Consider the following 14688-nt stretch of genomic DNA (forward strand, 5'->3'; position numbering starts at 1 on the left):
TGGTCGTATGACCCGCGATCCCGACGACGACGCGCTGCGCTGGGAGGGTGACGACGACCCCACGCTCGCGCCAGGGTGGAAGACCGTCGGCAAGCCGGTGCCGCTCGATGCGGCGTCGGATGCGACGGATGCCGCGGCATCCGCTGCGGTCGAAGGCGACGTCGCGGCATCCGACGAGGCCGGCGCCGAGCGCACGACCGCCTCGACCGGCGCCACCGACGTCGAGGCGGAAGCCGCCGCCCAGCCGAGCTCCGCGGAGCTCGTGCTCGTCGGGATGCTCGGCGGCGTCTACCTGGTGTATGCCGTCGGCTGGCTGTTCTGGGCGACCTCTCCCGCGCCCGAGCTCGCCGATCCGGTCGCCCAGTTCATGTTCGGACTCGGCCGCTGGTTCGCCGTGCTCGCGCCGGCGCTGTGGTTCGGCGCCGTGCTGTGGCTCGCCGCCGGGCGCCGCCGTGCGCGCATGATCTGGCTCCTCGCCGGTGCAGTCCTACTCGTGCCCGTCCCGTTCCTGCTGCGAGGGTGAGATGACCGAGGCATCCGTTCCACTGGGCGACGACGCGGGTACGACCGACGCGAGGAGCGCGACCAAGGCCACATCGGCGCGACCGACGACACCGCTGTGGCTCGCCGTGACGATCGCGGTCGTCTTCGGCGTGCTCTACGCCTACGACGTGTGGGAGGCCGTCGGCAATCTCGTCGGCCTGAACATCGAGGCCGGCACGCTCGGCGTCTCGCTCACCGGCTGGGGCATCGCGCTGCTCGTCGTCGCGCTCGTCGTGCCGTTCCTCGTGTTCGGCCTCGCATTCTGGTTGGGGCGCCACCGCGGTCCGCTCGCGCAGATCGTGCTGTTCCTCGCCGGGTACGCGGTCGTGCAAGCCCTCACGCTCGACCTCTCGGCCTTGTTCGAGCTCGGCGGGCTCGACTTCTCCTGACCGGCCTGTGACGCTCGCGTCGTCACAGAACGGATGCCGCATGAGGCCTCCAGTAGAGTTGTGCGGGTAGGCGCCCCAAGGCGTGTGGCGCACCCCACCGCACATCAGAGCGCCGTGCGCGCGCTTCGCACCCGAAGGAATCGTTCGTGTCAAAGCCGGTCGTGCTGATCGCCGAAGAACTCTCGCCCGCCACCGTCGACGCCCTCGGGCCCGACTTCGACATCCGCAACGTCGACGGCACCGACCGTTCCGCGCTGCTCGCGGCCCTCCCCGAGGCGGACGCGATCCTCGTGCGCTCCGCCACGAAGGTCGACGCCGAGGCGATCGCCGCCGCCCCGAAGCTGAAGGTCATCGCGCGCGCGGGCGTCGGCCTCGACAACGTCGACATCAAGGCGGCCACGACGGCCGGCGTCATGGTCGTGAACGCGCCGACCTCGAACATCATCTCTGCAGCCGAGCTCACCGTCGGTCACATCCTGAGCCTCGCCCGTCACATCCCCGCAGCGCACTCGGCGCTCGCACAGGGGGAGTGGAAGCGGTCGCACTACACCGGCGTGGAGCTCTACGAGAAGACCATCGGCATCATCGGCCTCGGCCGCATCGGTGCACTCATCGCCGCTCGCCTCCAGGCGTTCGGCACCGAGGTCATCACCTACGACCCGTACATCACCGCGGCACGGGCGCAGCAGCTCGGGGTGCAGGCCGTGAGCCTCGACGAGCTCCTCGAGCGCAGCGACTTCATCACGATCCACATGCCCAAGACGCCCGAGACCACCGGCATGATCGGGGCCGAGCAGCTCGCCAAGATGAAGCCGACCTCGTTCGTCGTGAACGTCGCGCGCGGCGGCCTCATCGACGAGGACGCCCTGTACGAGGCGCTCGCCGCTCGCAGGATCGCCGGCGCCGGCCTCGACGTGTTCGTGTCGGAGCCGCCGCGCGAGTCGCCGCTGCTCGCGCTGCCGAACGTGATCGTCACCCCGCACCTCGGCGCGTCGACCGACGAGGCCCAGGAGAAGGCGGGAGTGTCGGTCGCGAAGTCGGTGCGGCTGGCACTCGCAGGCGAGCTCGTGCCCGACGCGGTGAACGTCGCGGGCGGCATCATCGACCCGTACGTGCGCCCCGGCATCCCGCTCGTCGAGAAGCTCGGCCAGCTCTTCGCGGGGCTCGCGAACGCCGCGATCACGAACGTCGACGTCGAGGTGCGCGGTGAGCTCGTCGACTTCGACGTCAGCGTGTACAAGCTCGCCGCCCTCAAGGGCATCTTCACGAACATCGTGAGCGAGACCGTGTCGTACGTGAACGCGCCGCTGCTCGCGGAGCAGCGCGGCATCGACGTGCGCCTGATCACCGACACGAACTCGCCCGAGTACCGCAACGTCATCACCCTGAGCGGCGCTCTCGGCGACGGGCGCCAGCTCTCGGTGTCGGGCACCCTCACGGGACCCAAGCAGATCGAGAAGCTCGTCGGCATCGACGGCTACGAGATCGAGGTGCCGATCGCCACCACGCACATCGTCATGGAGTACACCGATCGTCCCGGCATCGTGGCGATCTACGGCCGCGAGTTCGGCGATGCCGCCATCAACATCGCGGGCATGCAGATCGCGCGCCGCGAGGCCGGCGGCCAGGCGCTCAGCGTGCTCACAGTGGACTCGCCCGTGCCGGCAGACGTGCTGGAGCGCGTGCGCACGGCGATCGAGGCCGACGTGCTCGTGGAGATCGACATCACCGAGTAGCGGGCGGCGGCTCCTTCGCGAGCCGTTCGAGCAGCGCGACCAGGGCGTCCATCTCCGCGGCGCGGGGCGCGTCGACGCCGAGTTCGTCGTCGCCGTGCAGGGCGGAGTCGTAGTAGAGGCCGTCGCCGATCAGCGTTATCGCCAGCGCCACGGCGGGGTCGGCCACGTACCGCCCGATGGCCTCGAACCACCGTGTCCGCGCGTCTCGGATGGCGCGGACCGCGGCCGCGTTGCCGCCCTGCGCGAGGCGGGCGGTGGCCACGACGGCTCGGTCGAGCGGATGCTCCATCGCGACCGACGATCGCACGAAGTAGGCGATCGCCCCCTCGGGTGCGTGGTCGATCGCCTCCACGTCGCCCTCTACGAGCGCCTCGAGGCGCCCGATGAGGCCCTCGATCAGCGCCTCCTTCGACGCGAAGTGATACAACAGGCCGCCCTTCGAGACCCCGGCGGCGCGCGCGGTGGCGTCGAGGGTCGCCGCACGTTCGCCGTCGTGCACGAGGATCCCCTCGAAGGCGTCGAGCACGGCGTCGCGTGCGGCTGGGGGGCGGCTCATGTGCTCGATCGTAGCGAGCGGCATCCGTTCATCGCCTGATACTATACCGACTGGACGGTATAGTAATGGAAGCCGAGATGACGAACACCACCGAACCCGTGACCCAGCCGATCGAGCGCGTGACGAACACTGCCGCGCACGTCGACCCCGGTCGCACCTCGCGCGCCCCGCGACGCGCGTGGTTCGCACTCGTTGTGCTCATGCTGCCCGTGCTGCTCGTCTCGGTCGACAACACGGTGCTGAGCTTCGCACTGCCGGCGATCTCTCGCGACCTCGCGCCCACCGCCGCCCAGCAGCTGTGGATCATCGACGCGTACCCGCTCGTGCTCGCCGGTCTGCTCGTGGCGATGGGCAACGCCGGCGACCGGTTCGGGCGGCGTCGTCTCCTGCTGATCGGTTCCACCGGCTTCGCGGTGGTCTCGATCGTCGCCGCCTTCGCGCCGACCGCCGAGGCCCTCATCTCCGCTCGAGCTGCGCTCGGATTCTTCGGCGCCATGCTCATGCCGTCGACCCTGTCGCTGCTGCGCGCCGTCTTCACCGACCGCGAGCAGCGCCGGCTCGCGATCGCGATCTGGGCCTCGGGCTTCGCGGCCGGCAGTGCACTCGGCCCGCTGGTCGGCGGCCTGCTGCTCGAGCACTTCGCCTGGGGGTCGGTCTTCCTGCTCGCGGTGCCCGTGCTCGTGCCGATGTTCGTGCTCGTGCCGCTGCTGGTCCCCGAGAGCCGTGACCCCGCGCCGGGGCGCATCGACGTGCTGAGCACCGTGCTCTCGCTCGCGGCCATGGGGCCCATCGTCTACGGCATCAAGTCGCTCGCGACCGAGGGCGTCGACGGGTTCGGCGTGCAGGCGATCGTGCTCGGCACCTTCTGCGCGCTCTGGTTCGTGCGACGTCAGCTGCGCAGCGGTTCGCCCATGCTCGACGTGCGGCTCTTCCGCCAGGGTTCGTTCGGCGGCGCCGTGCTGGTGAACCTGTTCAGCGTCATCGCGCTCGTCGGGTTCCTCTACTTCGTGTCGCAGCACCTCCAGCTCATCGCCGGGCTCAGCCCGGTGCAGGCCGGGCTCGCACTCGTGCCAGGCCTCGTCGCGATGATCGTGGCGGGACTCGTCGTGGTCCCGATCGCGCGGCGCGTGCGTCCGCGCGTGCTGGTGCCGGTGGCGCTGGGGCTCTCGGCTGCCGGCTACCTCGTGATCGCCCTCACCACCAGCGCCGAGTCGATCGCGCCGATCGTCGTCGCGTTCGTGCTGCTCGGCGTCGGCATCGGCTCGGCCGAGACGGTCTCGAACGAGCTCATCCTCTCGAGCGCACCGCCCGCGAAGGCCGGGGCGGCCTCGGCGGTGTCCGAGACGGCCTACGAACTCGGGGCGGTGCTCGGCACGGCGGTGCTCGGCAGCATCCTCGCCTCGCAGTTCCGGGCGGGAATCGTGCTGCCCTCCATCCTGACCGACGCCCAGGCGGATGCCGCCCGCGAGACGCTCGCAGGCGCCGTCACGGTGTCCGAGCAACTGCCCGGCGCGATCGGGGCCGAGCTCGCGGCATCCGCGGCGCACGCGTTCGACGGCGGCGTCGTGGTGACCTCGCTCATCGGGGTCGCGCTCATGGTCGCGGCGGCGATCGTCGCCGCGGTCGCGCTGCGCAACCCCGGGTCGTCGCGCGCCGAGTGACGGCGTCGCCCACGGTTGCCTGATGGCGGTGTGCGGAGCACACTAGGGCGAGAGTCGGTTCAAGGACTTCCGGACGTGGGGGCGTTCTCGTTGCGCGAGCCCGGTCGGACCGACGCCGGGTGAAATTGCCGCAGGGGGCCTCGTGGACGAGCTCGATCTGGCCCGTATTCAGTTCGCCTCGACGAGCATCTACCACTTCTTCTTCGTGCCGGTCACGATCGGGCTGGCGTTCCTGGTCGCGTTGCAGCACACCGCGTGGTACCGCTCGGGGGATCCTCGGCACGAGCGCCTGACCAGGTTCTTCGGCACCCTGCTGCTGATCAACGTGGCGATCGGCGTGGTCACCGGCCTGGTGCAGGAGTTCCAGTTCGGCATGAACTGGTCGGCATACTCGCTGTTCGTCGGAGACGTGTTCGGAGCCCCATTGGCGATGGAGGGCCTGGCCGCGTTCTTCCTGGAGTCCACGTTCCTGGGACTCTGGCTCTTCGGATGGAAGGTACTGCCACGTCGTGTGCACCTGCTCTCCGTCTGGCTCGTGGCCGGCGGGGCCATGCTGTCTGCGGCGTTCATCATGGCCGCCAACTCCTGGATGCAGCACCCGGGGGCTACACGACGGATCCGGATACCGGTCGCCCTGTGCTCTCCTCGATCGTCGATCTGTTCACCAATCGGGCGTTCATCTGGGGGTACGTCCACGTGATCCTGGCCTCGCTCGTGACCGGTGCGATGGTGATGTTGGCGGTCTCGGCGTGGCAGCTCCGTCGCGGGAGGGAGTCATTCAAGACGCCGGCGCTGCTCTCGATCGTGGTGCTGCTCCCGGCCTCTGCGCTGGCCCTGGCGGTGGGCAGCCACCTCGGCGTGATCGAGACGACCTACCAGCCGATGAAGATCGCCGCGGCCGAGGCGCAGTGGGAGACCTGCCAGCCCTGCTCCTTCTCCCTGTTCCAGATCGGGGGCGGCGCGAACGACGAGGATCCCACCAAGATCATCGAGGTTCCGCATCTGCTGTCGTTGTTGGCCACGGGCACCTGGGACGGCGAAGTCGTCGGCCTCAACGAGCTCCAGGCGCAGGACGTCGCGGAGTACGGTCCTGGCGACTACGTGCCCAACGTGTTCATCCAGTACTGGTCGATGCGCGTGATGGCCTACCTCGGCACCCTCGTCTTCCTGTTCTCCGCATGGGGGGCCTGGCTCGCGTTCCGACGAAAACTGCCGACCTCGAGGGTGTTCCTCTTCCTCGCCACGTGGGCCGTGCCGCTGCCGTACCTGATGAACACGGCCGGTTGGATGCTCACCGAGAACGGCAGGCAGCCGTGGATCGTCCAGGGGCTGATGAAGACCGCCGACGGCGTGTCGGCCAGCGTCTCCGCCACCGAGCTGATCATCAGCCTGTCCGCCTTCTTCCTCGTGTACGTCGTCCTGATCGTGCTGGACGTCGTGCTGATGCTCCGGTACGGACGCCGGGACCTCGCTGCCCCCGACGAAGAGGTCGAACGCGACCGCGCCCCGGCCCTCACCTACTGACCTGACCCGCTGAGGAGGATCCCGTGAACCTCGCCGACCTGTGGTTCGTCATCGTCGCCGTCTTCTGGACCGGGTTCTTCGTGCTGGAGGGCTTCGATTTCGGCGTGGGGGCGCTGCACTCCGTGGTCGGCCGCTCCGAGACCGAACGGAGGGTGGCCATCAACACCATCGGCCCGTTCTGGGACGGCAACGAGGTGTGGTTGGTGGTGGGCGGTGCGGCGATCTTCGCCGCCTTCCCGGCCTGGTACGCGACCTGGTTCTCGGCGGCGTACCTCGCCGTGCTGCTGCTGCTCGTCGCCCTGATCGTGCGCGGCCTGTCGTTCGAATGGCGCGGGAGGGGGCGCGGCGACCAGTGGCGCTGGTCGTGGAGCCTGTGCCTCACGCTCGGCAGCGTCGTCGCCCCCACGGTGCTCGGGATCGCGCTGGGGGACCTGCTGGCGGGCTTGCCGATCAACGGGGACGGGGTGTTCACGGGCAGCTTCTGGGATCTGTTCACCGGATTCGGGTTGTGGACCGGCCTCACGGTGCTGTTGCTCTGCCTGCTCCACGGGTCGACGTTCCTCACCCTGCGCACCACCGATGACGTCCGCCGGCGGGCGCAGCGATACGGTCGGATTCTCGGGATCATCGTCCTCGTGGCGGTCGCCGTCTTCGCGGTGTGGATGGTGGTGATCGCCCAGCCGGGAGTGGTCTCCTACGTCCTGCTCGCGCTCGCCGTGCTCGGGACCCTGGCCGCATCCATCGGCCTCCTCAGGCACCGCGACGGTCTGGCCTTCATCGCGAGCACGATCGCCATCGCCGCGACGGTCGGATCGCTGTTCGCCAGCCTGTACCCCGACGTGCTCGTCTCGAGTACCAGCAGTGCCAACAGCCTGACCGTTGCGGGAAGTGCGTCGGGAGACTACGCGCTGACGGTGATGACGATCGTCGCGGCGGTGTGCTTCCCGATCGTGCTGCTCTACCAGGGCTACACGTACGTGGTCTTCCGGCATCGCATCGCGGGCCCGGCGCCGCAGGCCGGTCACTCGCCCGAGACGGGCGCGGTGGCACCCAGCGAGTGACCGCCTGGCATCGAGCGTGATCAGGCACTCCTCGGGCGGACAGTACGCTGGGATGGCTGGCGCACGAAGGAGAATCCATGGCAGGCACGGTCAGGCTCGCGGTCATTCCGGGCGACGGCATCGGTCCCGAGGTCGTCGCGGAGGCCCTCAGGGCGCTCGACGCGGCCGTCGCCGGCACCGACGTCGTCTTCGAGCAGACGCCGTTCTCACTGGGCGCGGCGCGGTACCTCGAGACGGGCGACGTGCTGACCGACGACGACCTCGCCGCCATCAAGGATCACGACGCGATCCTGCTCGGCGCGGTGGGCGGCGCGCCGGGCGACCCGAGGCTCGCGGGCGCCAACATCGAGCGCGGACTGCTGCTGAAGCTCCGCTTCGAGCTCGACCACTACGTGAACCTCCGCCCGTCGGTGCTGCACCCCGGTGTCGTGAGTCCGCTCGCGAACCCCGGCGAGATCGACTTCGTCGTCGTGCGCGAGGGCACCGAGGGTCCCTACGTCGGCAACGGGGGAGCGATCCGCGTCGGCACGCCCGCCGAGGTCGCCAACGAGGTCTCGGTGAACACCGCCTTCGGGGTCGAGCGCGTGGTGCGCTACGCCTTCGCCGCGGCATCCGCCCGCCCTCGCAAGAAGCTCACGCTCGTGCACAAGACCAACGTGCTCGTGTTCGCGGGCTCCCTCTGGAAGCGCACCGTCGACGCCGTCGCCGCCGAGTTCCCCGACGTCGCGGTCGACTACCTGCACGTCGACGCCGCCACGATCTTCCTCGTGACGGATCCTGCTAGATTCGATGTCATCGTCACGGACAACCTCTTCGGCGACATCCTCACCGATCTGGCCGGCGCGATCAGCGGCGGCATCGGCCTGGCGGCCTCGGGCAACATCAACCCCGACGGCCGGTTCCCGAGCATGTTCGAGCCGGTCCACGGCTCAGCACCCGACATCGCCGGGAAGGGCGTCGCCGACCCCACCGCCGCGATCCTCTCCGTCGCCCTGCTGCTCGACCACCTCGGTCACTCGGAGCAGGCCGGAAAGGTGCAGCGGGCGGTCGCCGCGGACATCGCCGGGCGCGGCGACACGAGACGTTCGACCTCCGAGGTCGGCGACGCGATCGTCGCCCGCATCGGCACACACGAGTAACCAGCGCATCCGAAGGACGGAACCATGACCATCAACCTCCCGCTCCAGGCACCCTCCGCCGCCGGACTCACCTGGAACGTCACCCGCAATGAGGAGGCGAAGAGCGACGTCGAGCGCGAGGCCATCCTCGCCGACCCCGGCTTCGGCAACCACTTCACCGACCACATGGTCGACCTGTGCTGGTCGGAGAAGGGCGGCTGGCACCGGCCGCGTGTCTCGCCGTACGGGCCGATCGAGCTCGAGCCCTCGGCCGCGGTGCTGCACTACGCGCAGGAGATCTTCGAGGGCCTGAAGGCCTACCGTCACGCCGACGGGTCGATCTCGACGTTCCGTCCCTACGAGAACGCCGCCCGGATGCAGCGTTCGGCCGCGCGCCTCGCGCTGCCCGAGCTGCCGAGCGCGTACTTCATCGACTCCCTGAAGCAGCTGATCGCGGTCGACGGCGCCTGGGTGCCGACCGCGCCGGAGACGAGCCTGTACCTGCGTCCCTTCATGTTCGCCAAGGAGGCGTTCCTGGGCGTGCGTCCTGCGAAGAAGGTGGCCTACTACCTCATCGCGAGCCCGGCCGGCGCCTACTTCCACGGCGGCGTGCAGCCCGTCTCCATCTGGCTCTCCACGAAGTACGCGCGCGCCGGCAAGGGCGGCACTGGCGCCGCGAAGACGGGCGGCAACTACGCATCGAGCCTGCTCCCGCAGGCGGAGGCGGCAGATCACGGATGCCAGCAGGTGCTGTTCCTCGACGAGGGCAAGTACCTCGAGGAGCTCGGCGGCATGAACATCGTGCTCGTCTACCGGGACGGCACGGTCGTCACGCCCGAGTCGGACTCGATCCTCGAGGGCATCACGCGCGACTCGGTGCTGCAGCTCGCGAAGGACCGCGGGCACACGGTCGAGAGCCGGAAGGTGACCCTCGACGAGTGGCGCGAGGGTGCGGCATCCGGCGAGATCGTCGGCGCGTTCGCGTGCGGCACCGCAGCGGTGATCACGCCGATCGGGCGCCTGCTCGCGGAGGACTTCGAGATCGTGCACTCGGGCGAGGGGGCGTCCGAGCTCGCACTCTCGCTTCGCGAGGAGCTCACGGGCATCCAGTACGGCCGCGTCGAGGATCGCCACGGCTGGATGACGCGGCTCGACGCCTGATGCAACCCGCTGGTCGAGGAGCGGGCGAAGCGAGCGTCTCGAGACCTCCCGTTCTCATCCGGCCCTTCCGCCGTGAGGACACGGAGCAGGTCGTGGCGCTCTGGCGCGCCTCCGGCCTGGTGGTGCCGTGGAACGACCCGTACCGCGACATCGAGCGCAAGCTCACCGTGCAGCCCGAGCTGTTCCTGGTCGCCGAGCACGCCTCGCCCGACGGTGTTATGGCCGTCGTCGGCGCCGCGACGGTGGGCTACGACGGGCATCGCGGCTGGGTGAACTACCTCGCCGTCGACGAGTCGCGCCGCAGCGAGGGCATCGGTGCGGCGCTCATGGCCGAGGCCGAGCGACTGCTCGCCGGGCGCGGATGCCCGAAGCTCAACCTGCAGGTGCGGTCGACGAACCAGGGCGTGATCGACTGGTACCGCTCGCTCGGCTACGAGCCCGACCATGCGGTGAGCCTCGGCAAGCGGCTGATCCCCGACGTCCCGGATGTCACGGCCCAATAGGCTGGGCACCATGAAGATCGCGCGCTTCTCGCATGGCGAGTCCATCGCCTTCGGCATCGTCGACGAGGAGGAGGACGAGCTCGTCGTGCTGAAGGGCGATCCGATGTTCGCCGGGTACGAGCCGACGGGGGAGCGGGTGCGGCTCGCGGAAGCGAAGCTGCTCGCACCGGTCATCCCGCGGTCCAAGGTCGTCGCGGTCGGCAAGAACTACCGCGAGCACGCGGCAGAGATGGGCGGTGAGGCGCCGGCGGAACCGCTGCTCTTCCTGAAGCCGAACACCTCGGTCATCGGGCCCGGCGACCCGATCGTGCTGCCGCAGCAGAGCGAGCAGGTCGAGCACGAGGGCGAGCTCGCGGTCGTCATCGGCCGCATCGCCAGGCACGTGGCCGAGGCGGATGCCGCGGCGGTCGTCTTCGGATACACGATCGCGAACGACGTGACCGCCCGTGACCTGCAGCGGCGCGACGGCCAGTGGACGCGCGCGAAGGGCTTCGACACGTTCTGCCCGCTCGGTCCCGTGATCGACACCGAGCTCGATCTCGCCCACGGCACGATCGAGACGAGCGTCAACGGCGAACGCCGCCAGGAGGGCCGGCTCGCCGACATGGTGCACTCGATCGGGGCGATCGTCGCCTACGCGTCGAGCGTGTTCACGCTGCTGCCCGGCGACGTGATCCTCACGGGCACGCCGTCGGGGGTCGGCCCGATCGTCGACGGCGACACGGTCGAGGTCACGGTGTCGGGACTCGGCACGCTCTCGAACCCGGTGCGCGCGGCACGCTGACCCGGTCGGTCAGCGGCCCAGCGTGCTCGCGGCGAGGTCGACGTCCTCGTCGTCGTTCCAGAGGTGGAACGCGACGCGCGCGCGTCCGGCGCGGCCCGACGCGGTGATGCCCGCTGCGGTGAGCGCCGCCAGCTCGATGCCGGCTTCGTCGGGCCAGGTGACGATGGCACTGTCGGACGGCGCCAGGTCGAGCCGCTCGCGGAAGGCGTTCGCGAGACCGACGGCGTGCGAGCGCACCTCCTCGGCGTCGAGCGACGCGGCGAGCCCGAGGGCGGCCTCGGCGCCGACCCACGCGTGCCAGGCGGGGGAGACGTCGAACCGGCTGGCGTCATCGGCGAGGTGGAGTTCCGGCCCGTAGCATGACGCCCACGGGTCGGCGCCCGAGTACCATCCGGCGGTGCGCGGCGTGATCTCGGCGGCGGCGCGTTCCGAGAACGCGGCGAATGCCGCCCCGCGCGGGGCGCTGAGCCACTTGTACGCGTGGCACACGATCAGGTCGGCTTCGAGGTCGGTGGTGGGGAGCCATCCGGTCGCCTGGGTCGTGTCCACCAGCACGCGCGCGCCGACGGCCCTGGCGGCCTCGGCGACGGATGCCGCATCGGCGACCTCGCCCGTTGCGGACTGCACGAGCGAGTACGAGACCATCCATGTCCCGGGGCCGACGGCGTCGGCGAGCCCCTCCAGCGGCACGTGGCGCACGCGCAGGTCGCCCCGCGCGAGGAACGGTCCGACGATGGATGAGAAATCGCCGTCGACGCAGACGACGTCGGCGCCGGCCGGGGCGGATGACGCGGCGAGGCTCGCGAACACCGAGACCTGCGATCCGGTGGCCACCCGGCCGGCGTCGACGCCGAGCAGCGTCGCGGCGTGCCCGCGCGCCCGCTCGAGGATCGCGGAGTACTCGTCCGCGCTGGCTTTGCCAACCGCCCACCGGTCGAGGTCACGACGCACGGCGTCGCGGGTGACGTCTGCGGGCAGGCCGAGCAGGCACGCGGCAAGGTACCCGCGGCCGGCGGCGAAACGGTTGCGAAGGGAGCGCATGCGTCCAGTCTCCGCGGGCCTGATCCATTCGACAAGGGCAGGTAAGTGATCGCATCCATGCCATGCGGTTATGCTTTGCGCATGTCCGACGCATCCATCGAAGGCCTCGCCGCCGCACTCGACCTGCAGACCGTCCGCGTGGTGCGCCAGATCGCCGAGCACGGCTCACTCACCGCCGCGGCCGAGGCGCTCGGCTACAGCCAGCCCGCGGTGAGCCAACAGCTGCGCCGGTTCGAGGAGCGCACCGGTATCGCGCTCGTCGAGCGCGTCGGCCGCGGCATCCGCCTCACGCAGTCGGGTCGGGTGCTCGCCCGACATGCCAATGCCGTGGCGACCGCACTCGAGGCGGCGGCCGGTGAGCTCGCCGAGATCCGCGGGCTCCGTGCCGGACGCGTGCGGCTGGTGGCGTTCCCCTCGGCGTCGGCGACCCTCGTGCCCAGGCTCATCGCCGCGCTCGGCGCCGCGCACCCCGGCGTGGCCGTCACCTACGTTGAGGCCGAGCCGCCCGAGGCGGTCGCCGCCGTGCGCGCCGACCGTGCCGACCTCGCCATCACGTTCAGCTATCCCGGCGACCGCGACGACCCCCACCGCGCCAGCGCGCGCGGCCTCGACGTGCGCGCGTTCGGCGAGGAGCCGATCCGGCTGGTACTGCCGGCGGGGCATCCGGCCGCGGCATCCGACGTCGTGGACCTCTCCGCCGTCGGCGACGACCCGTGGATCGCCGGATGCCCGCGGTGCCGCGGCCATCTGCTCGAGCTCGCCGCCGCCGCCGGGTTCACGCCGCGCATCGCCTTCGAGACCGACAACTTCGTGGCCGTCGAGGGGATGGTCGCACAGGGTCTCGGGGTGGCGTTGCTGCCTGACCTCGCGCTCGCCGCGTCGCCGCGGCATCCGGGGATCGTGATCCGCCCCACGGCGCGAGCCGACGTGCGCTCGCTCCACCTCGTCACGGCTCGCGGCGCCGAGCGCGTGCCGGCCGTCGCGGCGACCATCGCCGCGCTCGAGTCGGTCGCCGCCACGTGACCGCGGGCGACGCGGCCGAACTTCCCCGCTCGATAGCATTGAAGGGTATGTCAGAGACAGCCCACCCCACCACGTCCGCGGCCGGCACCGATGTCCGCGTGCGCTTCTGCCCGTCACCCACCGGCACGCCGCACGTCGGCCTCGTGCGCACGGCCCTCTTCAACTGGGCGTACGCCCGGCACACCGGCGGCACGTTCGTCTTCCGAATCGAGGACACGGATGCCGCGCGCGACAGCGAGGAGAGCTACGAGCAGCTCCTCGACGCGCTCACGTGGCTCGGCCTCGACTGGGACGAGGGCGTCGGCACAGGCGGCCCCCACGGGCCCTACCGGCAGTCGCAGCGCGGCGGGATCTACGCCGCCGTCGTCGAGCGGCTGAAGGCATCCGGGCACGTGTACGAGAGCTACTCGACCGCCGACGAGATCGACGCGCGCAACGAGGCCGCCGGCCGGCCCAAGCAGCTCGGGTACGACAACTTCGACCGCGACCTCACCGACGCCGAGCGCGCGGCGTTCCGCGCCGAGGGTCGCGAGCCCGCCCTGCGGCTGCGGGTGCCCGACGTCGACCTCGGCTTCGACGACCTCGTGCGGGGCCGCATCGACTTCCCGGCCGGCTCGACCACCGACTTCGTGGTGGTGCGTCCCAACGGCGCGCCCCTCTACACGCTCGTGAACCCGGTCGACGACGCGCTCATGGGCATCACGCACGTGCTCCGCGGCGAGGACCTGCTCTCGTCGACACCGCGGCAGATCGCGTTGTACCACGCGCTCATCGACATCGGCGTGACCACGTTCGTGCCCCGGTTCGGGCACCTGCCGTACGTCATGGGCGAGGGCAACAAGAAGCTGTCAAAGCGCGATCCCGAGTCGAACCTCTTCCACCACCGCGACCGCGGGTTCATCCCCGAGGGCCTCGTCAACTACCTTGCCCTCCTCGGCTGGGGCTACTCGGCCGATCGCGACGTGTTCAGCCGGGAAGAGCTGGTCGAGGCGTTCGACGTCGCGAACGTCAACCCGAACCCGGCCCGCTTCGACCTGAAGAAGGCCGAGGCCATCAACGGCGACCACATCCGCCGGCTCGACGTGGGAGAGTTCACCGCCCGCACCGTGCCGTACCTCCAGGCGGCCGGCGCGGTCGAGACGCCGATCACCCCCGGGCAGGAGGCGGTGCTCGTCGAGGCGGCCCCGCTCGTGCAGGAGCGCATCGGCCTGCTCGGCGAGGCTCCCGGCATGCTCGGCTTCCTCTTCACGGATGCCGCCGGCCTCGAGTTCGACCTCGACGCGCTCGACGCGCTGCCCGCCGACGCGCCCGCGGTGCTCGCCGCGGCCCGCGACGCGCTCGACCGGCTGCCCGCCGACGCGTGGATCCACGACCAGATCGAGGAGGCGCTGCGCGGCGCCCTCGTCGACGGCCTGGGGCTGAAGCCGCGGGTCGCGTTCGGCCCGGTGCGCACCGCGATCTCGGGGCGTCGGGTCTCACCGCCGCTCTTCGAGTCGATGCAGATCCTCGGCAAGATCGACTCGATCGAGCGCGTCGACCGGCTCGCGACCACGCTCGGCTGACGCGCCGACGGCCCGCCCGCCGAGCC

At 70.6% G+C, this 14688-nt stretch carries 13 protein-coding genes and 1 pseudogene; 12 read left to right on the forward strand and 2 right to left on the reverse strand.

Features of this window, described 5'->3' with window-relative positions; translation table 11 throughout:
• Nucleotides 1–7: 7 nt before the first annotated feature.
• From ASG80_RS08790 to serA, 3 genes are all read left to right on the forward strand, one after another.
• The gene (locus tag ASG80_RS08790) at nt 8–523 is read left to right on the forward strand and encodes a hypothetical protein (RefSeq protein WP_056729807.1); all 516 of its coding nucleotides are present in this window, start codon (nt 8–10) and stop codon (nt 521–523) included.
• A 1-nt stretch (nt 524) separates the two neighbouring features.
• On the forward strand, nt 525–932 hold the full coding sequence (locus tag ASG80_RS08795) for a hypothetical protein (protein WP_056729808.1): 408 nt from the start codon (nt 525–527) through the stop codon (nt 930–932).
• 146 nt (nt 933–1078) lie between these two features.
• Nucleotides 1079–2668 carry a phosphoglycerate dehydrogenase gene (gene serA / locus ASG80_RS08800; protein WP_056729809.1) on the forward strand — a complete coding sequence of 530 codons (1590 nt, stop codon included), beginning with the start codon at nt 1079–1081 and terminating at the stop codon, nt 2666–2668.
• Here the strand turns inward: serA and ASG80_RS08805 are convergent.
• A complete protein-coding gene (locus tag ASG80_RS08805) occupies nt 2658–3224 on the reverse strand; it encodes a TetR/AcrR family transcriptional regulator (protein WP_056729848.1) in 567 nt (188 codons plus the stop codon). The two genes, serA and ASG80_RS08805, sit on opposite strands and share 11 nt — an antisense overlap.
• Before the next feature lie 77 nt (nt 3225–3301).
• Here ASG80_RS08805 and ASG80_RS08810 point away from each other — a divergent pair, with 77 nt between their 5' ends.
• From ASG80_RS08810 to ASG80_RS08840, 7 genes and pseudogenes are all read left to right on the forward strand, one after another.
• Nucleotides 3302–4885 carry an MFS transporter gene (locus tag ASG80_RS08810; protein ID WP_082590004.1) on the forward strand — a complete coding sequence of 528 codons (1584 nt, stop codon included), beginning with the start codon at nt 3302–3304 and terminating at the stop codon, nt 4883–4885.
• 205 nt (nt 4886–5090) lie between these two features.
• Nucleotides 5091–6409: pseudogene (locus ASG80_RS24115) on the forward strand (cytochrome ubiquinol oxidase subunit I).
• Between the two features lie 23 nt (nt 6410–6432).
• A complete protein-coding gene (gene cydB, locus ASG80_RS08820; protein ID WP_082590006.1) occupies nt 6433–7470 on the forward strand; it encodes a cytochrome d ubiquinol oxidase subunit II in 1038 nt (345 codons plus the stop codon).
• 77 nt (nt 7471–7547) lie between these two features.
• Nucleotides 7548–8609 (forward strand): 3-isopropylmalate dehydrogenase, encoded by a 1062-nt coding sequence (locus ASG80_RS08825; protein WP_056729810.1) that lies wholly within the window; start codon nt 7548–7550, stop codon nt 8607–8609.
• Between the two features lie 24 nt (nt 8610–8633).
• Nucleotides 8634–9749, forward strand: a complete 1116-nt coding sequence (locus tag ASG80_RS08830; RefSeq protein WP_056729811.1) for a branched-chain amino acid aminotransferase — start codon at nt 8634–8636, stop codon at nt 9747–9749.
• Nucleotides 9749–10252 (forward strand): GNAT family acetyltransferase, encoded by a 504-nt coding sequence (locus ASG80_RS08835; RefSeq protein ID WP_056729812.1) that lies wholly within the window; start codon nt 9749–9751, stop codon nt 10250–10252. Before ASG80_RS08830 ends, ASG80_RS08835 begins: the two co-directional genes overlap by 1 nt.
• Before the next feature lie 10 nt (nt 10253–10262).
• Nucleotides 10263–11036, forward strand: coding sequence for a fumarylacetoacetate hydrolase family protein (locus ASG80_RS08840; RefSeq protein ID WP_056729813.1), 774 nt, complete (start codon nt 10263–10265; stop codon nt 11034–11036).
• Nucleotides 11037–11045: 9 nt separating this feature from the next.
• On the opposite strand, the gene ASG80_RS08845 is transcribed toward ASG80_RS08840, so the two are convergent.
• Nucleotides 11046–12077: an aminotransferase class V-fold PLP-dependent enzyme gene (locus ASG80_RS08845; protein ID WP_056729814.1), complete on the reverse strand. Its 1032-nt coding sequence runs from the start codon at nt 12075–12077 to the stop codon at nt 11046–11048.
• Between the two features lie 81 nt (nt 12078–12158).
• On the opposite strand from ASG80_RS08845, the gene ASG80_RS08850 reads away from it, so the two are divergent.
• Nucleotides 12159–13100 (forward strand): LysR family transcriptional regulator, encoded by a 942-nt coding sequence (locus ASG80_RS08850; protein WP_056729815.1) that lies wholly within the window; start codon nt 12159–12161, stop codon nt 13098–13100.
• 47 nt (nt 13101–13147) lie between these two features.
• The gene (gene gltX, locus ASG80_RS08855) at nt 13148–14662 is read left to right on the forward strand and encodes a glutamate--tRNA ligase (RefSeq protein WP_056729816.1); all 1515 of its coding nucleotides are present in this window, start codon (nt 13148–13150) and stop codon (nt 14660–14662) included.
• The last annotated feature ends 26 nt before the right edge of the window (nt 14663–14688 follow it).

The sequence above is a fragment of the Agromyces sp. Soil535 genome, assembly GCF_001428255.1.
Lineage (GTDB): Bacteria > Actinomycetota > Actinomycetes > Actinomycetales > Microbacteriaceae > Agromyces.